The sequence below is a fragment of the Streptococcus oralis genome (genome assembly GCF_003943395.1).
In the GTDB taxonomy this organism is placed as follows: domain Bacteria; phylum Bacillota; class Bacilli; order Lactobacillales; family Streptococcaceae; genus Streptococcus; species Streptococcus oralis_BF.
In genome coordinates, this window is sequence record NZ_RJPJ01000009.1 from 67,771 (window position 1) to 88,027 (window position 20,257).

Annotated in this window: 32 protein-coding genes, 1 tRNA gene and 8 pseudogenes; 37 read left to right on the plus strand and 4 right to left on the minus strand. The window is 35.9% G+C overall.

The features are described 5' to 3' along the window. Nucleotides 1-41: 41 nt before the first annotated feature. A pseudogene (locus D8802_RS07785) lies at nucleotides 42-302 on the plus strand (tyrosine-type recombinase/integrase); the annotation flags it as partial. Nucleotides 303-406: 104 nt separating this feature from the next. Here the strand turns inward: D8802_RS07785 and D8802_RS07790 are convergent. Continuing rightward, on the minus strand, nucleotides 407-649 hold the full coding sequence (locus D8802_RS07790) for a type B 50S ribosomal protein L31 (protein ID WP_000710762.1): 243 nt from the start codon (nucleotides 647-649) through the stop codon (nucleotides 407-409). A 92-nt stretch (nucleotides 650-741) separates the two neighbouring features. Then, nucleotides 742-1,680, minus strand: a complete 939-nt coding sequence (locus D8802_RS07795) for a DHH family phosphoesterase (RefSeq protein ID WP_125395420.1) — start codon at nucleotides 1,678-1,680, stop codon at nucleotides 742-744. Between the two features lie 103 nt (nucleotides 1,681-1,783). Here D8802_RS07795 and D8802_RS07800 point away from each other — a divergent pair, with 103 nt between their 5' ends. The 36 genes and pseudogenes from D8802_RS07800 (at nucleotide 1,784) to D8802_RS07960 (ending at nucleotide 17,977) form a co-directional block, all read left to right on the plus strand. Continuing rightward, on the plus strand, nucleotides 1,784-2,227 hold the full coding sequence (locus tag D8802_RS07800) for a flavodoxin (RefSeq protein ID WP_001162125.1): 444 nt from the start codon (nucleotides 1,784-1,786) through the stop codon (nucleotides 2,225-2,227). A 116-nt stretch (nucleotides 2,228-2,343) separates the two neighbouring features. Beyond that, a complete protein-coding gene (locus D8802_RS07805; protein ID WP_125395421.1) occupies nucleotides 2,344-2,610 on the plus strand; it encodes a chorismate mutase in 267 nt (88 codons plus the stop codon). Further along, on the plus strand, nucleotides 2,607-2,981 hold the full coding sequence (crcB, locus tag D8802_RS07810; RefSeq protein WP_125395422.1) for a fluoride efflux transporter CrcB: 375 nt from the start codon (nucleotides 2,607-2,609) through the stop codon (nucleotides 2,979-2,981). Before D8802_RS07805 ends, crcB (D8802_RS07810) begins: the two co-directional genes overlap by 4 nt. Continuing rightward, the gene (gene crcB, locus D8802_RS07815; protein WP_125395423.1) at nucleotides 2,975-3,304 is read left to right on the plus strand and encodes a fluoride efflux transporter CrcB; all 330 of its coding nucleotides are present in this window, start codon (nucleotides 2,975-2,977) and stop codon (nucleotides 3,302-3,304) included. Before crcB (D8802_RS07810) ends, crcB (D8802_RS07815) begins: the two co-directional genes overlap by 7 nt. Nucleotides 3,305-3,422: 118 nt before the next feature. Continuing rightward, nucleotides 3,423-3,770 (plus strand): 50S ribosomal protein L19, encoded by a 348-nt coding sequence (gene rplS / locus D8802_RS07820; protein ID WP_001068669.1) that lies wholly within the window; start codon nucleotides 3,423-3,425, stop codon nucleotides 3,768-3,770. 42 nt (nucleotides 3,771-3,812) lie between these two features. After that, nucleotides 3,813-3,884 (plus strand) — tRNA-Arg (locus tag D8802_RS07825). Between the two features lie 115 nt (nucleotides 3,885-3,999). Beyond that, nucleotides 4,000-4,674: a hypothetical protein gene (locus D8802_RS07830; protein ID WP_125395424.1), complete on the plus strand. Its 675-nt coding sequence runs from the start codon at nucleotides 4,000-4,002 to the stop codon at nucleotides 4,672-4,674. 223 nt (nucleotides 4,675-4,897) lie between these two features. Then, nucleotides 4,898-5,368: pseudogene (locus tag D8802_RS07835) on the plus strand (SMI1/KNR4 family protein). Then, nucleotides 5,365-5,871 (plus strand): DUF6985 domain-containing protein, encoded by a 507-nt coding sequence (locus D8802_RS07840; RefSeq protein ID WP_260468412.1) that lies wholly within the window; start codon nucleotides 5,365-5,367, stop codon nucleotides 5,869-5,871. The pseudogene D8802_RS07835 and the gene D8802_RS07840 overlap by 4 nt, the downstream one beginning before the upstream one ends. A 51-nt stretch (nucleotides 5,872-5,922) precedes the next feature. After that, nucleotides 5,923-6,003, plus strand: a pseudogene (locus tag D8802_RS10530) (PoNe immunity protein domain-containing protein); the annotation flags it as partial. An 83-nt stretch (nucleotides 6,004-6,086) separates the two neighbouring features. Beyond that, nucleotides 6,087-6,272 (plus strand): SMI1/KNR4 family protein, encoded by a 186-nt coding sequence (locus D8802_RS10445; protein ID WP_312023261.1) that lies wholly within the window; start codon nucleotides 6,087-6,089, stop codon nucleotides 6,270-6,272. Nucleotides 6,273-6,290: 18 nt separating this feature from the next. Further along, nucleotides 6,291-6,518, plus strand: coding sequence for an SMI1/KNR4 family protein (locus D8802_RS10450; RefSeq protein ID WP_312023262.1), 228 nt, complete (start codon nucleotides 6,291-6,293; stop codon nucleotides 6,516-6,518). Nucleotides 6,519-6,580: 62 nt separating this feature from the next. Then, nucleotides 6,581-6,991, plus strand: coding sequence for an SMI1/KNR4 family protein (locus tag D8802_RS07850; RefSeq protein ID WP_125395425.1), 411 nt, complete (start codon nucleotides 6,581-6,583; stop codon nucleotides 6,989-6,991). 75 nt (nucleotides 6,992-7,066) lie between these two features. Further along, entirely contained in the window at nucleotides 7,067-7,546 is a 480-nt protein-coding gene (locus D8802_RS07855; RefSeq protein WP_125395426.1) for an Imm6 family immunity protein, read from the plus strand. Between the two features lie 27 nt (nucleotides 7,547-7,573). After that, on the plus strand, nucleotides 7,574-8,233 hold the full coding sequence (locus D8802_RS07860; RefSeq protein WP_125395427.1) for a PoNe immunity protein domain-containing protein: 660 nt from the start codon (nucleotides 7,574-7,576) through the stop codon (nucleotides 8,231-8,233). A gap of 122 nt (nucleotides 8,234-8,355) precedes the next feature. Continuing rightward, nucleotides 8,356-8,811, plus strand: a complete 456-nt coding sequence (locus D8802_RS07865) for an SMI1/KNR4 family protein (protein WP_125395428.1) — start codon at nucleotides 8,356-8,358, stop codon at nucleotides 8,809-8,811. 178 nt (nucleotides 8,812-8,989) lie between these two features. Beyond that, nucleotides 8,990-9,443 (plus strand): annotated as a pseudogene (locus D8802_RS10475) (DUF4274 domain-containing protein). A 35-nt stretch (nucleotides 9,444-9,478) separates the two neighbouring features. Continuing rightward, nucleotides 9,479-9,661 carry a hypothetical protein gene (locus D8802_RS07875; RefSeq protein WP_125395429.1) on the plus strand — a complete coding sequence of 61 codons (183 nt, stop codon included), beginning with the start codon at nucleotides 9,479-9,481 and terminating at the stop codon, nucleotides 9,659-9,661. Nucleotides 9,662-9,815: 154 nt separating this feature from the next. Then, nucleotides 9,816-10,019, plus strand: a complete 204-nt coding sequence (locus D8802_RS10365) for an immunity protein YezG family protein (protein ID WP_080568705.1) — start codon at nucleotides 9,816-9,818, stop codon at nucleotides 10,017-10,019. Beyond that, nucleotides 9,934-10,320, plus strand: coding sequence for an immunity 22 family protein (locus D8802_RS07885; RefSeq protein ID WP_125395430.1), 387 nt, complete (start codon nucleotides 9,934-9,936; stop codon nucleotides 10,318-10,320). Before D8802_RS10365 ends, D8802_RS07885 begins: the two co-directional genes overlap by 86 nt. Nucleotides 10,321-10,405: 85 nt before the next feature. Further along, nucleotides 10,406-10,849, plus strand: a complete 444-nt coding sequence (locus D8802_RS07890) for a hypothetical protein (protein WP_125395431.1) — start codon at nucleotides 10,406-10,408, stop codon at nucleotides 10,847-10,849. A gap of 9 nt (nucleotides 10,850-10,858) precedes the next feature. Next, nucleotides 10,859-11,301, plus strand: a pseudogene (locus D8802_RS07895) (hypothetical protein). 9 nt (nucleotides 11,302-11,310) lie between these two features. Continuing rightward, nucleotides 11,311-11,757, plus strand: coding sequence for a hypothetical protein (locus D8802_RS07900; protein WP_125395432.1), 447 nt, complete (start codon nucleotides 11,311-11,313; stop codon nucleotides 11,755-11,757). 9 nt (nucleotides 11,758-11,766) lie between these two features. Then, a complete protein-coding gene (locus D8802_RS07905) occupies nucleotides 11,767-12,213 on the plus strand; it encodes a hypothetical protein (protein WP_125395433.1) in 447 nt (148 codons plus the stop codon). 9 nt (nucleotides 12,214-12,222) lie between these two features. After that, nucleotides 12,223-12,696: an SMI1/KNR4 family protein gene (locus tag D8802_RS07910; RefSeq protein WP_125395434.1), complete on the plus strand. Its 474-nt coding sequence runs from the start codon at nucleotides 12,223-12,225 to the stop codon at nucleotides 12,694-12,696. Nucleotides 12,697-12,785: 89 nt separating this feature from the next. Next, nucleotides 12,786-13,121 (plus strand): DUF7957 family protein, encoded by a 336-nt coding sequence (locus tag D8802_RS07915; RefSeq protein ID WP_125395435.1) that lies wholly within the window; start codon nucleotides 12,786-12,788, stop codon nucleotides 13,119-13,121. Nucleotides 13,122-13,162: 41 nt separating this feature from the next. After that, nucleotides 13,163-13,564: a hypothetical protein gene (locus D8802_RS07920; protein WP_125395436.1), complete on the plus strand. Its 402-nt coding sequence runs from the start codon at nucleotides 13,163-13,165 to the stop codon at nucleotides 13,562-13,564. 91 nt (nucleotides 13,565-13,655) lie between these two features. Beyond that, nucleotides 13,656-13,906, plus strand: a pseudogene (locus tag D8802_RS10370) (hypothetical protein). Between the two features lie 168 nt (nucleotides 13,907-14,074). Then, entirely contained in the window at nucleotides 14,075-14,728 is a 654-nt protein-coding gene (locus D8802_RS07930) for a DUF6572 domain-containing protein (RefSeq protein ID WP_125395437.1), read from the plus strand. Nucleotides 14,729-14,815: 87 nt separating this feature from the next. Continuing rightward, nucleotides 14,816-14,980: pseudogene (locus D8802_RS10160) on the plus strand (hypothetical protein); the annotation flags it as partial. Next, entirely contained in the window at nucleotides 14,981-15,535 is a 555-nt protein-coding gene (locus D8802_RS07935; RefSeq protein ID WP_125395438.1) for an NAD glycohydrolase inhibitor, read from the plus strand. It begins immediately after the preceding pseudogene. 40 nt (nucleotides 15,536-15,575) lie between these two features. After that, nucleotides 15,576-15,860: pseudogene (locus D8802_RS07940) on the plus strand (DUF6572 domain-containing protein); the annotation flags it as partial. A 66-nt stretch (nucleotides 15,861-15,926) separates the two neighbouring features. Continuing rightward, complete coding sequence (locus D8802_RS07945; RefSeq protein ID WP_125395439.1) at nucleotides 15,927-16,571, plus strand: DUF6572 domain-containing protein; 645 nt, start codon at nucleotides 15,927-15,929, stop codon at nucleotides 16,569-16,571. A 17-nt stretch (nucleotides 16,572-16,588) separates the two neighbouring features. Next, nucleotides 16,589-16,915 carry a hypothetical protein gene (locus tag D8802_RS07950; protein ID WP_125395440.1) on the plus strand — a complete coding sequence of 109 codons (327 nt, stop codon included), beginning with the start codon at nucleotides 16,589-16,591 and terminating at the stop codon, nucleotides 16,913-16,915. Then, nucleotides 16,916-17,467, plus strand: a complete 552-nt coding sequence (locus D8802_RS07955) for an Imm6 family immunity protein (protein WP_260468415.1) — start codon at nucleotides 16,916-16,918, stop codon at nucleotides 17,465-17,467. It begins immediately after the preceding gene. Between the two features lie 33 nt (nucleotides 17,468-17,500). Then, nucleotides 17,501-17,977 (plus strand): Imm6 family immunity protein, encoded by a 477-nt coding sequence (locus D8802_RS07960; RefSeq protein WP_125395441.1) that lies wholly within the window; start codon nucleotides 17,501-17,503, stop codon nucleotides 17,975-17,977. 100 nt (nucleotides 17,978-18,077) lie between these two features. Here D8802_RS07960 and yidA read toward each other — a convergent pair whose 3' ends face one another. Both yidA and D8802_RS07970 read right to left on the minus strand, forming a co-directional pair. Then, a complete protein-coding gene (yidA, locus tag D8802_RS07965; protein ID WP_125395442.1) occupies nucleotides 18,078-18,884 on the minus strand; it encodes a sugar-phosphatase in 807 nt (268 codons plus the stop codon). Nucleotides 18,885-18,896: 12 nt separating this feature from the next. Further along, complete coding sequence (locus D8802_RS07970; protein WP_125395443.1) at nucleotides 18,897-20,201, minus strand: HD domain-containing protein; 1,305 nt, start codon at nucleotides 20,199-20,201, stop codon at nucleotides 18,897-18,899. Nucleotides 20,202-20,257: the final 56 nt, after the last annotated feature.

Here is a 20,257-nt window from a genome sequence, read left to right on the forward strand (position 1 = left end):
GCTCTCCTTATCATTATGTCTGGGAGGCATGGGTAGAGAGTCCTTTATATCAGGACTATATCAATAGTGTACTGAAGCGCATTATCAGGAAACATGGCTTGAAGAAGATAACTCCTCATGGCTTCAGACATACTCATGCTACCTTGACGATTAAAACGGGTGTTGATCCTGTGAATGCAGCCAAAAGATTAGGGCATGCAAGTAGTCAGATGCCCCTGAACACCTATATCCGTTCTACAGTAGCAGGAGAGAAGAAAGCTATCACAAAATTTGTAGATTATCTGGATAGTGCAAAAGGTTAGTTTTCCAAGACGGTACCAAAAACGGTACTAAAAACAAAAAAAGCCAATTCCAATTTCTTGGAAAAGGCTTTGTATCAACGTTTTTAAGCAATAAATGCGGTTGATTATTTGAGACCGTATTTTTTGTTGAAACGATCCACACGTCCATCTGCTTGAGTGAACTTTTGACGTCCAGTGTAGAATGGGTGTGAGTCTGATGAAATTTCCACACGGATCAATGGGTAAGTTTCGCCTTCGAACTCAACAGTTTCGTTAGAGCGTTTTGTTGAACCGCTAAGGAATTTGTAACCAGTAGTTGTGTCCATGAAGACAACTGGGCGATATTCTGGATGGATATCTTTTTTCATTTTGCAATATTTCCTTTCTGCCATGGTCTCTTTGCGAGCCATAGATTGTTACCTTACTAGTCTATCAGATTCTCCTAATTTTGGCAAGTCTTTTATTTACTTTTAAGCAAGTTTTTTAGTTTTTGGTAGATAACTTCATTTTCTTCTAAACTATAGGAATTAGCACCACTTGCTAGAGGGTGTCCACCGCCGTCATGTTCCTTGGCAACTTGATTGATTGGATGGATTTTACTACGTAGACGAACACGGTAATGTCCATCAGCTTGCTCGACAAAAATTCCCCAGAGGCTGACACTGTCGATTCTTCCTGGGGCACCGACAATCGCTGCGGTTTCAGCGTCGGTAACATTGTACTGTGTCAAGATTTCTTGGCTGAGAAGAACGCGAGCAGCCCCGTTTTCATCAACTTCTAGATGGTCGTAGATGTAGCCTTGAAGTTTTGCAATCTTATAGCTAATGGTATCCATCTTGCGTGTCAAACTTGCAAAGTCAAAGTTATGCTCTCTCAAGGAAGAAGCGATACGAAGGGTTCGGGCAGTGGTAGAAGGATAAAGGAAACGCCCTGTATCCCCAACGATACCTGCAAATAGGAGTTCAGCAGCTTGATCTGACAGGTTTAGTTGAGTATTTTCTGCAAATAAGGCAATCATTTCACTAGCACTGCTTGAGTCAGTATCGACCCAAGACAAGTCACCGTATACATCATCATTAGGATGGTGGTCAATCTTAATCAGAAAGTCACCTTGATGATAACGCTTATCATCGATACGAGCAGTATTGGCTGTATCACAGACAATGACAAGAGCTCCTTGGTAGTCACTGTCTTGGACAGTATCCATTTCTGCCATCCAAGTCAAAGTTGGTTCATTATAGCCGACAGCTTTGATGGTCTTTTCTGGAAAATGGTGATTGAGCAAGGCTTTCAAGCCTACCTGACTTCCCAAGGCATCAGGGTCTGGTTTCATATGACGGTGAATGATAATGGTATTGTATTCTTTGATTTTCTCTAAAATTTGCTGGCAAATTTCCATAAATAACCTCAATTCTTTCTCATTTCATTGTAGCACAAGAATTTTTATTTTTAAAATGAAAAAGATATGATATAATGGAGAAAGATAAATTGAGGAGGACGATATGGCATTAGCAAAAATTGTATTTGCCAGTATGACCGGTAATACCGAAGAAATTGCAGATATTGTAGCAGATAAATTGCGTGACTTGGGCTTGGATGTCGATGTTGATGAATGTACGACTGTTGACGCTTCAGACTTCTTGGAAGCGGACATCGCAATCGTTGCGACCTATACTTATGGCGATGGAGAATTGCCAGATGAGATGATGGACTTCTACGAAGACCTAGCTGATCTCAACTTGAATGGCAAAATCTACGGAGTGGTCGGTTCAGGTGACACCTTCTACGACGAATTCTGTAAGGCTGTCGATGACTTTGATCGTGTTTTTGTAGCGACAGGAGCAGAAAAAGGTTCAGAGTGTGTTAAAGTGGATCTTTCTGCTGAAGAAGAAGACATCGAACGCTTGGAACAATTCGCAGAAGAATTGGCTGCAAAAGTAGGATAAGAATCAAACTGCGCTGACTGGAAGGAGTCAGTGCGTTTTTTTATTAATTTTTTTGGATTTTACTAGCCTATTTAGAGGGTTTTTGATACAATAATTCAAATAAAGGAGGAGACACTATGGATTTAGATATTATTCGGCAAGAAATTGATCAAATCGACGACCAAATCGTCAAGCTCCTAGAAGAACGGATGCACTTAGTTGAAGGGGTTGTTGCTTATAAGAAAGCATCTGGTAAGCCAATCTTAGATACTAAGAGAGAAGAAGTTATTTTTGAAAAAGTCAAAAATCGAGTAGAAGATAAGCGCTATCAAGAAACCATTGTTGCGACTTTTTCAGAAATTCTCAAACGTTCGCGTGATTATCAGGATCAAAACATCAAATGAAAAAAGAACAATTCTATCCGCTAGGGATTTTTTTAGCTGCTATGTCAGGTGGCCTTGTCCGCTATTTTGTATCTAGTCAGTTGCCAGCCAGTCCTGAATTTCCTTGGGGAACCCTCCTTGTCAATTATCTGGGAATTTTCTGCTTGGTTTATCTGGTAAAAGGCTATCTGGTCTATAAGGGAAGCAGTAAAGGTTTGGTTTTGGCTCTGGGTACAGGCTTTTGTGGAGGTTTAACAACCTTTTCTAGTCTAATGCTTGATGCCGTGAAACTGCTTGATACCGGGCGTTATCTTAGCTTAATCATTTATCTGCTTTTGAGTATTGGAGGAGGTCTGCTCTTGGCTTATGTTCTAGGGAGGAAGAAATGGTAATCGTTTATCTTGCAATCGCCTGCGGGTTCGGAGCCCTTGTGCGTTATTTCTTTTCCCGCTATAATCAAGCTTTTAAATTGCCATTGGGAACTCTCATTGCCAATCTTATAGGATGTTTTTTAATTGGCCTACTCTACAATCATGTGGAGTCTAAGGAAGTCTATGCTATCCTAGCGACAGGTTTTTGTGGAGGGTTAACGACCTTTTCAACCTTGAATGATGAGCTACAAAGACTATTAAGTGACAAGAAGGTATTTTATAGCTATTTTCTCTTAACTTACATAGGCGGTTTTCTAGCGATTTTTTTAGGAATTCTGCTATAAATTTCTTTACTTTTAGGTGGAAATTTGGTAAACTGTATCTTGTGTGTAATGGACGCACAAAAATACAGTTTATCCGCTGAGGAAGGTTCCTCAAGATTGACAAAGATAGGAGAATAAAATGAATCCATTAATCCAAAGCTTGACTGAAGGTCAACTTCGTACTGATATCCCATCATTCCGTCCTGGTGACACTGTTCGTGTACATGCGAAAGTTGTCGAAGGTAACCGTGAACGTATCCAGATTTTTGAAGGTGTTGTTATCGCACGTAAAGGTGCTGGTATCTCAGAAAACTACACAGTTCGTAAAATCTCTAACGGTGTAGGTGTTGAGCGTATCTTCCCAATCCACACTCCACGTGTTGAAAAGATCGAAGTTGTTCGTTACGGTAAAGTACGTCGTGCGAAATTGTACTACTTGCGTGCTCTTCAAGGTAAAGCAGCTCGTATCAAAGAAATCCGTCGTTAATTCGACTAAAAAACTCTGCTTATTTAGCAGAGTTTTTATCTAGCTCCCTTAGTTCAATGGATATAACAACTCCCTCCTAAGGAGTAGTTGCTGGTTCGATTCCGGCAGGGGGCAGTAATTCAATCAAAAAGCACTGAATGATCAGTGTTTTTTTCGTCTTAAAATAGAAATCATTTCAGATGAAAATGGAGGTGTGGTATAATAGGCGTAGAATGTTTAGGAGAAAGAGATGAAAAACAATAAACGCTTATTTTGGGTTGTCAGTGTAATGCTAATGCTTTCGACACTTTTTGCGCTGAATGGATGTAGTTTGGGTGGTGAGACCATTCCCAAAAATAGAACAAATGAACAGTACGAATTTGAAAAAACGTTTGAGCCCATATTTAAATTTTTAGAACAAGACAAGAAGGAGTTTACTGGACTAAAGTCATATACTAGTGAAGTTTATATAAAAAATCAAGATGAAGTCAAAAAGTATGAAGTGGACGTAGATATTAATCAATCTGACATTAAAGGGGTGTATATAATAACACTTGGGGAGGATAAAGAAACTGTTCCTGTTACATATTCTAATGGTAAGTTAAATTATGAGTCAGAGATAAATCCTTTATTTGATGAAGAAATTCTAAATTTAATGGTTTCAAGAGATTATTTCGCTTCCTTAGATGTAAAAAAAACATTTAAGAGCGCGGAAACTGAATTGAGTGATATTATTTACCAATCAGAAAATCAATCAGAGTTATATAAGAAAATAGTGGAAAAGTATAACCTTCCATCTGACACAAAACTTTCAGTTAGTCTTGGATATGCGTACTATGACAGATACGATATACTACTAAATTTAGAATCTAAAGAAAAATTGGTTCAAATCAGTACTGCAATTTACCTAGTGAAAGAAAAGTAATTTTTTTAATTCAATCAAAAAGATTGTAATTTAAAAATACCAGTCATTTTAATATTGGAGAAATTCTTCAAGCTGTTAGATTTTACAGTTCGTGAAGGACGAAGAGATACAGCAAACAGCGGAACTTATATGTACCCCTCTCCATTATGGGACAAGGAAGAGACTGATTAATTCTTCAGAGCTAGTAGTATTAAGATTTTAAATAGAGAAAGAAGCAGAAAATATGACTCAGAAAGAACAAGCAATGATCTATCCCTTGCCAACTGATGCGCTATTACAGGAAAGAGAAGTAGCGTGGAGGGTTAAACTGCCTGATGATTATAAGGAATTTATAAAGAATAAGAATGGATTGATTCCGTCAAAACGGTATTTTCATTTTGGGAATAATTAGAAAGTAATCGATCGATTTTTAGCTATACTAGCTATTTCAGGTGAGAAGGAAGAAGAGGCTTATGATATCGGAGTTGTGAGTACACAATTGGAAGGGCGCATTGTCTTTGATGAAGATTATGTTGGAATGCAACTAATCCCCATAGCAGCATTGTTCGGAGGTGATTTTGTTTGTCTAAATTATATAGAGAATCCCGAAAATCCAAGCATGTGCATCTGGTATCACGAAGAATCCTACGAGCTGGAGCCTGCTATAGAGTTTGTAACTAATAACTTTACAGAGTTTTTAGCGATACTATATTGAAAGAAAAAACAGTTGTAAAAACAATGGAAATAAATCATAAGACTTTTGGTAAATTAAAATTTAATTACGGTTGGACAAAAGACATTTCTCTAGAGATTTTCAATAAGCACCATGTTTTGGAAATCAATATTGATGCGGATGAAGATGCTGAATTTGAAATTAATCAGGAAAAAGCCTATATATTTTTCGAGAATCACATGGATGAAATAGCAAAAGAGGTAGATGTGGCAATTTTATCATATTACAATCGTGAAATATCAGATATTGTTTCAAGCTACACGAATCATAAAGAAAAACAATATTTTTTAGATATAATTGGTGACAAAGATAAGATTTATTCTTTGTTACAACCAAAGAAAATCATGTTTCCTTTAACTTTTGACGAAAATGTTGAAGAGTTTGGTTTTTTATGTGAGTGTGATTGGGATAAAGAAAATGGAATAGGAATAAAATTTGTCAATGGCGTATTGTCTGAAATTGGTTATCAGGATATACTCCTATAAGTATATGTTTTCTTCAAATTATTTGTAGTTTTTATATTTATTGATGAAATCTGCAAGATCAAAGGAATCTATGACGAACGCTTGAAAGATTTAGAGTACTTCCCATATGACTTGTTAGTCCAAGAAAACTAAGAGGGTTGGGGCTCTTACCCAGTTTTAATCGAAAAAGGGAATATCTTCACCTATAGTGCCTTTAAGGTCGGAGGTAACACTAAATGTTTGAAGAAATTAAATCAAGTCCTTTAAATCAGTTTTATCCACTTACTAGGGATAAAATCGAAAAAAGTGAATCAAAGTTAGGAATAATGTTTCCGAAATTACTTAGAGACTTTTATTTAGAAATTGGCTATGGTTTTATTGGAAGTAAAGTAGGTAACATAAATCGCATCATGGAACCATAATCTGTTTTAGACTTTAGATTGAGACAAAATGATTTTGAATTTTATCCGGATATTGAAATATATGATGAATTTGAAGAAGATAAAATGATCTTCTTTGAAGCAAATGAATCTGCTCTGATATCAATTGGCTTTGGTTCAGATAATAGTGGTAAGATTTATTATTATGATGTAGAGATATCCAAAAACCTTTCGGAATTTTTAGAAAAATTGTCAGAAAATGATACTTTTTATTATAAATTTTTCTAATTTCGATGATTTATCTGGATGGGTGGATATGGTATTTTCAAAAAAAGAAATGAAGTGAGAATATGAAGTGGTTAAATTATAAAGATATTTCCATAGATATCATAGAAAGTCTGGAGCATAGATTAAAGATTGATCTACCAGACGATTATAAACAATTTGTTTTAAAATATGATGGTGGTTATCCTAATCCTAATCATTTTAAGGTAGATGAAAAGGTAGAAATTTTCAACAATTTGATCAGCCTAGATGAAAATGAATGTGATAATATATATGAAATTCTTGAAGATATACAAAATCGGCTTGGGGACCAACTGATTCCATTTGCAGAAGATGGTTTTGGAAATTTATTGTGTTTTGATTATTCAGCTAATAAAAACATCGTTTTTTGGGATCATGAGAAGAACCATGATGATTTTAAAGAGTCAACCTTTGTTTGTTTCAGTTTTTCTAGTCTAATTGAGAAACTTTTTTAAGATGTACAGTGTTCTCTTATCGGTAATGACAATTATTTTGAATAAATATAATCAAATTGGAAGGAAATCGTGGGTATGCATCACCATAAAGCATTATTTAAGTTAGGAATAGCTACATGGTTATCCAAATCAATGCAGGAAAGTCAGTTTTATAACAAGATTGAAGAGCTTCTCGAAGTATGCTGGAAATGGGTAGAGAATCATGAAGTGTCTGCAGATTACTTATATTCCCTTCTTGATGATGGAACTGAATTTGGGGGTGCTTTTATTTATATGCAAGAGGATGATTCAAAATATGAATCAAGGTGGAACTGTATTTTTGAAGCGGGTGCTTCTATAGCCACATTAGCTTATGAGTTTGAAGGGGAAAAATATATACCTGCATTACTAGAAGAAATTGATTCAGCTCAACAAGAAGAATTCTTTAGTGAGCAATTGGAAAACATTCTTGGAAGTAAAATCCAACTCCTAGATGACTTTAAAAACTATTTATTAGTTGACAACGAAAAGAACAAAGAAAAGATACTAGAGAAACTATCTGATATGTTAGACTAGCTGTGAGATAAAAAAAGGAGTGAATACATGTTAAGAGATAGAATTCAAACAGAGGGATATTTCCAAGGAAATTTTGTATGGTATTCTAAAACATTACAGAGAAAAATAACTGAATTTCCTGATATAAATCCAGAGTATTACGAGCACCATTTTAGATCTATGGTTATTAATTATGAAGATTTATTAAGAGTTGGCTACTCACTTGGGAAGGATGTTCAGGAGCTCTTTCCTTATTATCAAGGGATCCTCTCCAACTTAAAAGAGGTCGCTTCGGAAGGAGTTCCTTTTGACTTGGCGGTTGATATATTTGCATTAGGAGTTCTTTATAGTGAGCGCAAGGAGGAGTTTCTGGATGATTTGAAGGCTATTTATGAGCAGATGGATCACATAGATGGCTTGATTGAATACTACATGGTCTATCTATTCCATGACAAGATAGTTCCTTTTCATTCGATTTTAGAGTATCAAAATATGATTGAAGACACTTATGAGAGTGTAGCTAAGGCGCAGGGCTTCTGGTACTATAGCCACTCGGATGCTCCATGGTATAACAACCATACCAAAGATACTTATGTAGGCTACTGGAGTTTTGACACCGCCGCAACCTGCAAGATTAAAGGAATCTACGACGAGCGTTTGAAAGACCTAGAGTACTTCCCATATGACCTTCTAGTCCAAGAAAACTAAGAAAACTGGGTTTCCACCCAGCTTTTATCAAACAGGTAGTCTCCTTTTCTTTTTGTTACACGGACATCCACAGCATGGCTGAGGTCCTCAAGCAAAGAGGGATTATATCGGAGGTAAATAAAATGGTATTAATTATAGAGCCATTTGGGCATGCAGAATATGAAAATATCAAGCTTTTAGAAAAACGATTTGATATCAAACTTCCAGTTGACTATAAAGAATTTTTAGTCACACAAAACGGAGGAAGGAATTCATCTTATACATTTGAAAATTCAATTAAGATTGATCAAATTGATGAAGTTCTTAATATTGATACTATGTTTGGTATAAATACTGGAATTAAAAATGCAGATATAGAACAGTGGACAGAAGAATATCGTAATGATATTTTTGAACATTCCATTATCATTGGAGACACTATTCAGCACGGATTTCTACTATTTTGGCAAAGTGGTGATGCTAACGAAGGCTTATATTATTGCGACGATACCTATCAATTAGAAGCCTCAAGCGATGAGAACAATGCCTATTTTTTAGCTAAAACATTTTCAGAATTTACGGATTTGATAGAGAACTAAGGGTACAATTGAAGGAATTATCTGAATAGATTTTTCCTTAGATTTACAAATTGATGTCAAACAACTTCAAAGAAATTTGAATCTTCTACAAAGTAAAGGACTACCTTTATATCCAAACCAAGGGGCAACTCAGGAACTATGGGAACGTTTTTACAATAAATTAGATTGAGGTATAAAAATGGATGCAACAAAATTAAATCAGCTATCATATATTTTATATTCTGAAAGCAATGCTGAAGCTGTGAAACTAGTTAAGTCTATTGATAGTGAAGATGAACTCTTTGTCTTGCTTGATAATTATAACTGGGATAATGGTTTTGAAGTGCCAGAGGCAATTATTAATCATCCTAATTGCACTCTCTCTAGCCTTATTAGCTTTTCATCGAGCAGATGGTATACAATTTTTACTTAAAGGAGAGGCTGTTTTTGCAAATCGCTTATCGAAATCCTGGGAAGATTTTATAAAGGAAGTTTATGATAAAATTTTGAGAAAGCAATATCCCAAAGGAAGTATCTCTTTTCAGCCTGAAATAACAAAAATTCAAAAGTTCAAATTAAATAAGTTGAATCCCAATCTCGATTCGTTTATTTTAGACGGAGTGTTAGGAAAAGATTTACATATTCGTCTTTAAAAATAGAATAACGATACACCCCCCACTTTAAATGGATGCGGAAACCGATTGACTTGATCCCAGCAGGTAAATACCTAAGTGGCTTGGACAAGACAAGAAAGACTGCAGGACTCACCGCTGTTAAGGCTAGTATAAAAATAGCAGTGAAGGAAGACATCGAACAAGGTGCTAAAAATTTTGATACCTTTAAAGGGCTCTTGAATGGAAAGCTTCATTAAATGGTATTCCTCCTAAGAAAGTTTCAGTAAAGATAGATACTGTTTTTGAAGAAGGTTCTATATCAGTCAGACCAAAAATGTTTAACGTACGCTTTCAAATTGAAGGAGAGCCGCTTAGAATTAAGCAGATAAGGAATAAACCAGGAGTTTAAAAATGTTTGAAAATCAATTAAGTCAATTGTTTAATGATATAGCAAATAATGTAAATCGTATTATTCCAGTAACTTGGAATGATTTATACTTTAATGTTGAGTTAAAGGAAGGGGAAATGAATGGAAACGGAAAATACAGTGTCCATTTGGATTGGAAATTTTGCAGATCAATCTCAATTAGACCATTATTTGCAGATACGCTATGATGAGGATGGAGAGGCAGTTCCGTCTCAATTCTTAATAGAGAATGGCATTGATTTGGATGATATTGATGACGATTGGCTAGAAGCTCAGGTTGATGATAGGAATCACTCAAACCTCGAACAGATGTTGAAAGGTGCATCTTATGAACAGACTATTCTTCGAAATTTAAAAGAGGAAGGAATCAAAACGGTTATTCCTCCAAGCAACACCATCATTTTGCTATACAATTATGATTATAGTGACAATGAAATAGCAATGGGAAATACAAGATTTCTCGGAACTGTTAGATATAAGGAGACTTAGTCTTATTATTGCAAGATAATAGTATCAATTATACGGTATACTTGATTAATGGGAGCTCTTTATGAAGATACTTTAGAGGTGAAAAATGATATTTGAAGACGAATTTTCAGCTAAACAAACAGACATGATTCAGTTGGCATTAGAATATGCGGATAGGGTAGAGCAAAAGGTTGATACTGTGTACATATATGGTTCTAATGAGAAGAATTCATACAGTTTTAACATATTTTATATTTCTGAGAATAAAATTTTTACTATGCGTACATTGCCAAGGAGAAACTTTGATGATTTAAACAATCTAATTTTCCATGTCTTAAAAATAGGAACCGATGACGTTAAAGAGTTAAAGAAAATTTGTGAGAAGTATAACCAGCCAATGCCTACGCAGATAAAATTGATTTATGATAATAAACAGAATAAAGTAAAGGGAAAGTATTCCTATGATTTATTCTATTCTAATTTAGATACACTAACCTCGGGCAATATTTTTGAACAATGGCACAATGAAGTAAAAGGCGAGGAACTGTAGGAGAATAATATGACACAATTTGAAGATAAATTTATGGAAATCCAAGCTGGCCTGATTTCGTTAGCACTAGATATGTCCAAAATCAGGCAGAGAAAATTTTTATTTATGCAATAGCGGACAGTTTGTATAGTTTTAATCTCTTCTATGAGATTAAGGGAAACATTGTACACAAACACTTAGTAAATGATTTTTTACCTAAAGACTCTCATGTTGATATTAGTTTACAAACTGCCTTGTTAAAGGAAGGGATCAAGGATGTAGAAAACATGATTAAGATTTGCCAAGAATACGGTCGTGAACACCCAACTGAAATGTGGTTGATTTATGATGCACAGAAAAACAGCCTTGATAGTCGCTATAGTTATGAAGGGCGTTATGACAAGGATGAGGAATTGCTGCCACGTTTAGAGTTTGAAAAATGGTTTGAGGAAGTAAAAGGCGAGGAACTGTAGGAGAATAATATGACACAATTTGAAGATAAATTTATGGAAGTTCAGGCTAGTATGATTGCATTAGCTATGGAATATGTCCAAAATCAGGCAGAAAAAGTATATATTTATTGCATTTCTGAAGAAGCATTGCAATCATATAAAGTTTTTTATAAGATTAATGGTATTGTAGTTGAAATGGATAAAGTTAATGAAGTTGCGACAAAAAAAATAGATGATTCAGATAATATGGCATTCGCTCTATTGGGATATGGAGCTGAAGATATACAAAAATTGCTTGATGTTTGCCAAGAGTACAATCGTGAACACCCAACTGAAATGTGGTTGATTTATGATGCCAAGAAAAACAGCCTTGACAGTCGCTATAGCTATGAAGGACGTTATGACAAGGATGAAGAGTTGCTTCCAAGTCTAGAGTTTGAACAATGGTACAATGAAGTAAAAGACGAGAAACTGTAGGAGAAGAATATGACCCAATTTGAAGATAAATTTATGGAAGTTCAGGCTAGTATGATTGCATTAGCTATGGAATATGTCCAAAATCAAGCAGAAAAAGTATATATTTATTGCATTTCTGAAGAAGCATTACTTTCCTTTGATGTTTTTTATAAAATTAATGGAGTTTATGTCAAATTACACAAGGTTAACACTTTTTTAGAGACTAAAGTAGATGATTCTGATAATATGATGTTTTCGGTATTACGATATGGCCTTGAAGATATACAGAAAATGCTTGATGTGTGCCAAGATTACAATCGCGAACACCCAACTGAAATGTGGTTGATTTATGATGCACAGAAAAACAGTCTTGATAGTCGTTATAGCTATGAAGGACGTTATGACAAGGATGAGGAATTACTTCCACGTTTAGAGTTTGAAAAATGGTTTGAGGAAGTAAAAGGTGAGCAACTGTAGGAGAAGAAGATGACACAACAAGATCAATCGATTATCTCCCCTTTGCCAACCGATGCGCTATTACAGGAAAGAGAAGTTGCGTGGAAAGTTCAACTACCTGATGATTATAAGAATTTTATAAAGAGAAAAAATGGTTTTTGTCCTTCTAAAAATTTATTTTCTTTACAAAATAGGTCCTTTTTGATCGAGCGATTCTTGTGTGTGTTAGAGGATTCAAAATACAATCCACTTGGTATCTATGACATTGATGTTGTAATGTCCCAACTGGATGAACGTTTGTTTGTCCATGAAGATATTTTGGGGTTTGAGTTGGTCCCCATAGCAGCATTGTTTGGCGGTGACTTTGTTTGTCTAAATTATATAGAGAATACCGAAAATCCAAGCATTTGTATCTGGTACCACGAGGAATCCTACGACCTGGAGCCTGCTATAGAGTTTGTAACGAATAACTTTACAGAATTTTTAGCTATGTTACAGGATTAGCGATGTGATGCATATTGATTTAGCAAGAATACGAAGAAATCATTAAAAGACTGATTGACGTAAGGATTCTCAGATGTAAGGTGGATACAATGGTAGAATATGAAAAATATAATCTAATAGTAAATGGTAAAGTTGTAAAATGTTTTAAATTTGAAATCCGAAATATAATTGAACACGGTGACGAATTTATTGTTTTATTGGAGATTCCTTTTGATAATGATATTGAAAAAAATAACATTTTAAGAGTTGCTGCTAGTGGAAATGTAGTTTGGACGATTGATAATAGTGGATACAGTAATAATATTTATCCCTTTGAACAGATGACTTTGCGTGATGGCTGGATTTATGCGACTGATTTTCATGGCAGAAGATTAAAAGTCGATATAAAAACGGGGAAAATAGTTGATATGACTCTATCAAAGTAATAGAACTTTGAGAATTTCGGAAATATGTGGAGAACCTATAAATGAGTGAACTTTACTTACCAATAAGAGAGAGTTTAGGTTATCAGAATGTCAAACAAGCTTTAGAGAAAATTTTTTCGATTGACCTTGATACGGTTGCCATTCATGAAGGAGAAGATGAAAATTTTAATTTTCCATTCGCGTATAAGGGTTATCATATGACGATGGGGATATCATCAACCGGTAAAAATAGGCAATTGGAAGCTGGAGCGGGTGGCTTGTTTAACATTTGGTTCACTCAAGCTGATGAACAGAGATTTTCAGTCACATTGTTGTCACAGATAATTGATGACAAAAGCATAAAAAGAGTGTATGGCTGTGATGAAGAATCAGTTGAACGGACTTTGAATATATTGAAAGACTTTCTAGATTCTGAAAGAGCGGAAGTTTTATTAAAGAATTGACCAAAGAGATTTTAAAGAAAATGATTTCTTTGAAGAGAATTATATTATGGAATTAAATGAAACCGAGAAGTTTGCTGTAGAAACGAGCCGAATGGTTCGAACTTATTTTGATCAGAATATGGACTCTTCTAGCATTAGGTATAGGATTACTTTACTATTGAATTTGATTATGAGAATGATTTGCGCGAGTTCTTCATTGTTTTAACGAAAGAAGCGAAGATATCCTTGACTAAAGAGCCAGCTGTATGCAGCCATATAACAGATTGGGATAAATACTTAAAAGGAGTTATGGATGAGATTGAGCTTCGCATTCCGGACAAGTTTTTAAAAGCCAAGGGCTAGTTGTAGTCTGAAACTCTTAGAGGAGAAAAGGAAAAATGTTTCAAAGAGAGCAAGACGTGTTTAGCTTTCCAGATGATTGAGAACTAGTATCAGTACGAAAGAGAATATGAATGAGTTTTAGGTAATAACTAATCAGTAGACATTTGATAAATGGCAAAGGAGATGAGAATGGAAACTATTTATGTAAGTCAAAAAGATATGTTGAAAATTTGTCAAGATGGTGATAAGTATTTCTTGCGTTATCCAACTTTTAATATTACCATGCCAGAAGTAGTTCAAGAAATCCCCAAAGAAGCTGCAGATAGTTATATGTCGGGAGAACATGATGGTGAAGAATTAATTAATTATGCTAACTTCGGATTTTGGAAATCAAAAATTAGTCAAGAAGATGCTAACATACAATTTTTAAGAGATAATCCAGAATTTCTTCTTATTGATACAGATAGAAAGAGACACTATTTTTCCGAAAAAGAATTTGAAGAACTGTTACAAAAAGCAATTTCCTCAGAGCTCAAGCCAACCGAACTTGACGCTATTGGTATAGTTGATAGTCATTTAGAGCTTCTTCTGGTGGACCCAGTCGGCTGGCAGGAAGAGATAGAAGCAGTTCATCTGGAAATTCTGCAAGAAAAAATGAATAATTACATTCACTTCCTCGAAAGCAAGCAGTATGTGGAGCGATACGGTGATCAATTTGACAAAAAAGTTATCCATATCACATTCCAGTATTCTCCATCTGATAACGGTTTAGCCTTTCTTGCAGCTGTTCAGAAAGTAATGCAACCGACTGATATGAGCTTGAAGGTAGAATTGCCAGAGTAAGAAAGGGAGCGGAAACGCTCTCTTTTTTGTGATATAATGGAACTAGATTTATAAAAAGATTATTTAACGGTTTTAAATAGCGAACTACTTATGCCAACGATTGACACAACGGGGCATTCTTACGATGATTTTCTATCTGCGATTAAACGCCAAGGCTATTATGAAATCAAAAATCCACGTGTCTATAAGCCTGGGACTAATGAAATTGAGCAAGTTGAAGGGATTTTTAGAATTAACCAATGGAGTAAATAAATGAAGACATATAAATTGAAAAATAAAGAAAATTATCAAAATTTTGTAAAAGACTATCGTGAAATAATGAAGGAAGGGAAAGAAGCTGAAGTTTTTCTAGGGACCGAAGCTAAGTATCGTTTTCGACAACGAGATTCTTATGAACTTGATAGTACAGATATTGGAGTATTAATGGAATATTGCTTATATCCTTTGTATATGGAAGGTGATAGGGATATAGCGCGCAGAACCTTTGATATCTTGAAAGATTTTAGTTTATCGGTTGACCTAGTCAAATTAGATAAGGTAACTGATTATATTTCTATGCAAGGCAGTCGTTTAAGAAGATATACAAGCCTTCCCTTTGTCATTGAGACTGATGAGTTAGTAAAAAATATTATAGAAAGTATTTCAAAATTATCAGATGAGCAGAAACGTACTTATACCTATGAAAGACTATGTAATGTATTAGACCGTAGTCCATTATACAGGCAATGTGATGAAGAAAAGGTGGAGAAGATTCTTAAGGAATTTAAGGAAAAATACTATAATCCACCTAAGGTAGTAGAGCTATAGCAAACGCCATAGTGAATGTGAGAGTTGTGGAGAATTTTAAATGACAAAACAGGAATTATTAGACTTTTTAAAATTTAATAGTAACAAACTTAGATATTATACTGTGTACTTAAATAAAAAAGTTTTAGAGCAGTTTGCGATAGGGTATTATCAGGATTTAAGTGCAAATAGATTTATAGTGTATGAGGTGACTGAACGTCAACAGTTATATGAAAAAGCTAGTTTTGAAAGAGAAAAGGATGCTATTGAAGAATTATATGAGATTGTAAAGTTTAGATGTAGGATTAAAAGTATCCCTATTCTGTTAGAGGTTTCAGAAAATGATTGATTAGAACAGTGATATATTTTTCATTGGGCATACTTATATGAAGGGGAAAAGGTGTATTACCAAATGAATCAAATAAAAGGAAATGGCTTTATTATAACTGAAGAAAACGGTTGTTATACAATGTCTTGGATGTCGGGAGGTTTTCAAGATAAAGAAGTAAGTTATCCAGTAAGCAAGGAATTAGTAGACAAGGCTTTAAGATCTGAACAGGACGCTTATGAGGTTGAACTTTTTTTACAAACAGGAGAATGGGTGACTAAGGAAAGTAAAGAAGTAGCTAGACAAAATTACTTTAGATCCTCACCTATTCGTATTTTAGTAAATCCATCATCTATTAAACGTTTGTTTTCCAATCAAGAATTTGAAGAACTGATACAAAAAGCAATTTCCTCAGAGCTCAAGCCAACTGAACTTGATGCAATTGGTATAGTTGATAGTCATTTAGAGCTTCTTCTGGTGGATCCAGTCGGCTGGGAGGAAGAGATAGAAGCAGTCCATCTGGAAATTCTGCAAGAAAAAATGAATAATTACATTCACTTCCTCGAAAGCAAGCAGTATGTAGAACGATACGGTGATAAGTTTGATAAAAAAGTCATTCATATTACTTTCCAATATTCTCCATCAGACAACGGTCTAGGCTTTCTCGCTGCTGTTCAGAAGGTGTTACAACCTACAGATATGAGCTTAAAGGTAGAATTACCGGAGTAATAAAGGGAGCGGAAACGATGCTAGCTATTTTTATTGATTCTATAGGTGACAAGTCAGGAACCTATAAGTTGTTAAGAAACCATTCATCCTTGCCTTTTTCTTTAATCCAATCCAGAATCAAAGATCATGACGCGGTGATAGAAGTAGATATGTTAGATTTGGATGGATTGAGAAAGGTTCGAGAACTCATCCATGAGTTGAATGCCATTGGAACCAAGGTTACGATGAGGGATTCGACTGGTATTATCACCTTAGAAATAGTAAATAATCTTATTTCCACCTTTGAAGAAATTGCGACAGAGAGAGAAGAACTGGATGCTCTGATGTTTGAAGAGGAAGAGTGAGTGCCACGTTTTTCAGTGAATTACCAAGTTAGTTTTTTAGTAATAAAAGGAAAATCAATGAATGAAAATAGAAATTTATTACGCTTCCTACAGGAGTTGATAGACGGCCTTGTAGATCTTATCAGTGAGAAAGAATATCAGGAGTTTGTCCTTGATTCCTTAAAACTTTCCAAACAGGAGCTTGATAAAGAGAGTGATTTTTGCCCAGATATTTTATACAATCGACTGGAAAATATAGACGAGCAGGATATCTTGACATTCCAGGTGTTGGATAAGAAAACCAATCCACTAGTATGGAACTGTATCGCTAATTTCTTTGTCCTAGTTTGTCACTATTCATATATTGCTTCGGAAGAAATCTACCTACCACAATCGATTGAAAGTGTCGACGAGAACATACTTGAGGTTCTTTCCTTAAGTTACAAACAAATCCTAGCTGAAAATGGGGAACTTATTTCACAAATAACTGGGCCAGAAATAGAAGGATATTTAAAGGATGAGCTCGTTAAAAACTACTTTGGACCACTATTTATATTAGATGAGAATGGATAGGCTATTTCGTTCAAGTATAGATCAGGAGAGGATATGCTTACTAGTTATTTTATGTTGATTTTTGCTGAGGCAATTGCGAATCGTATGGAAACACAATACACTTCACACATTCGAACCGCCTTGGATGCATGTTGGAGTTTTTTGGAGAATAGAGATAAAAGGGGAGAGGAACTCTATCGCCTTTTAGATGATGGGACAGACTTCAGTGGAATATTTATCTACATGCAATTAGATGAAAATGAAGCGAATGGTCTCTTGTGGGACAACATTAGTTATGCAATAGGTGTGACTGCTAAAGAAGCTTTTGAGTTTGAAAATAAGAAAGAGCTTCCTTCTCCCTTAGAGAACATTGAACCAAAACTGCTCGATGTCTTTATTGGAAATTTAAAAGAAATTAGCATAGGTCTTTATCATCACGTCGAAGCAGTAAAACTTTTCATCAATAGAAATCCATACCCATCAAGAGAATCTGCCCTAAAAAAACTAGATAAGATGGGCTTACTTAGATGATTTGATTGGAAGATTTGGCGAAAAATCAAAAAGAACACCCCGGAAGTTAGAGTGTCATCTCTACTTTTGGGGTGTCATTTATTTTCTATCCTTAAGTATTTTACAATACCCACGTACGGATGGCATGGGCGACGCCGGATTCATCATTTGTTTTGGTGATGTATTTGGCGATTTTTTTGAGTTCTGGATTTCCATTTTCCATAACAACGGGATTACCAACGACTTCCAGCATGGCACGGTCATTCTCTTCGTCACCGATTGCCATGGTTTCATCTTTGGTCAATCCGAGTTTTTCAGCTAGGTGAGTGATGGCTGAACCCTTGTCTACATTCTTTTTAAGGAGTTCGAGGTAGAAAGGAGCTGATTTGTTAATAGAGTAGCGTTCGTAAAACTCTGCTGGAATTTTTTCAATCGCAGCATCAAGGATTTCTGGTTCATCGATAAACATACACTTGACGATTTCCTTGCCAGCCATTTCTTCGGGAGTACGGTAAAAGATGGGCATGCTGACGAGGGTTGATTCGTGAACTGTGTATTTTCCGATATTGCGATTGGCAGTATAGATACCGTCCTTGGTAATAGCATGCATGTGGACACCAAGCTTGCGACTTAGAAATTCCATATCCAGATAATCCTCATAGGTCAAGGATTCGCTGATAATCTCGTGGCCAGTAGCAGTCTCTTGGACAAGGGCACCGTTGAAGGTCACCACATAGTCACCTTCGTCTCTCAACTGCAAGTCATCCAGAAGTTTGGCAACACCAGCGATAGGGCGTCCAGTTGCAATCACGACTTTGACACCAGCTTTTTTGGCATCTTGAATGGCAGAAAAGACTTCAGGAGTGATTTCCTTTTGGCTGTTGACTAGGGTTCCGTCAATATCGACGGCAATAAGTTTAATACTCATAAATTTCCTCTTCTAGTTTTTATTTGGGGTAAAATGATCATTCTCAATCAAGTGTAAAAATTGCTGGGTAATGCTTGCAAAAATGCTATTTTGGTCCAACATTTCTTTTGGGAAATAGAAACGATTATCTCCGTGGCGACTGCCAGCAAGGGATTGGACGATAGGAGACAGGCTAGAGAGTTCTGCCAGTTCACCATTTTTTTGTAGAATCTCAATCTGTGTCCGCGGGTTTTCAGATTCGGGACGATAGATATCATAAGGAAGGTCAAAGTTCTTATGAATGGCAGTATAGTAGTCGGGGTCAAAACCGATTTCTTCAACCAGTTGTCTCATGGTTGCGAGTTGGTCTTGGTCTTTTTCTGAAAAAGTAATGGATTTAAAGACCTTACGGTTGACAAAACGTTGCGATAAGTCTGCGAGAATTTTGTCAGGACTGGTCATCCAAAGCTGGAAGTAGGTATTCATCACACCATCATCAAGAGCTAGATAGTCGGACAAGGTCACATTTTTTTCAAAGAAAGGAAGGAGGTGTGGAGAAGTTCGTGAAAAGAAGTCCTTGTCCTCAGGATAGAGTTCTTTGGCGCGCTTGAGAAGATTCTGTAGGAGAACTTCCATAGCCCGAGTTGCTGGGTGGAAATAAACCTGCATATACATCTGGTAACGACTGAGGACATAGTCTTCAATGGCGTGCATGCCATTGCGCTGAAAGGCGATCCCATTTTCGATAGGTCGAATGACCCGGAGAATTCGTGTCAGGTCAAATTCCCCATAAGATGCTCCTGTAAAATAGGAGTCGCGCAAGAGATAGTCCATGCGGTCTGCATCAATCTGACTAGAAATGAGCTGCACGACCTGCTTGTTAGGATAGGTATGGTCGATAACACTGGCTACCTTTTCTGGGAAATCTGGCGCTACTTGTAGCAGGACTTGGTGAATCTCTGTCTCAGGACTTTGGATGATTTCCTGAGTAATGGCTTCATGATCTGTATCAAAGAGATTTTCAAAAGTATGAGAGTAGGCACCATGCCCAAGGTCATGGAGGAGCGCAGCGGTCATGGTCAATAGAGACTCAGCAGGATCCCATTCTTCAGGATATTTTTCTTCAAAAATCTCCGTGATACGTCGAGCAATCTCATAGACTCCCAAACAGTGGGAAAAGCGACTGTGCTCCCCACCATGGAAGGTATAACTGGAAGTCCCTAGCTGTTTGATACGGCGAAGACGTTGAAATTCTTTTGTATTGATCAAGTCGTATATGACCTGATTATTGACGTGGATATAGTTGTGAACTGGGTCACGGAATACTTTTTCGTTCATATGACCATTATAGCAAAATCCTGCTCTTTTTGGTAAAATAGTAGGGCAAGAGAGAA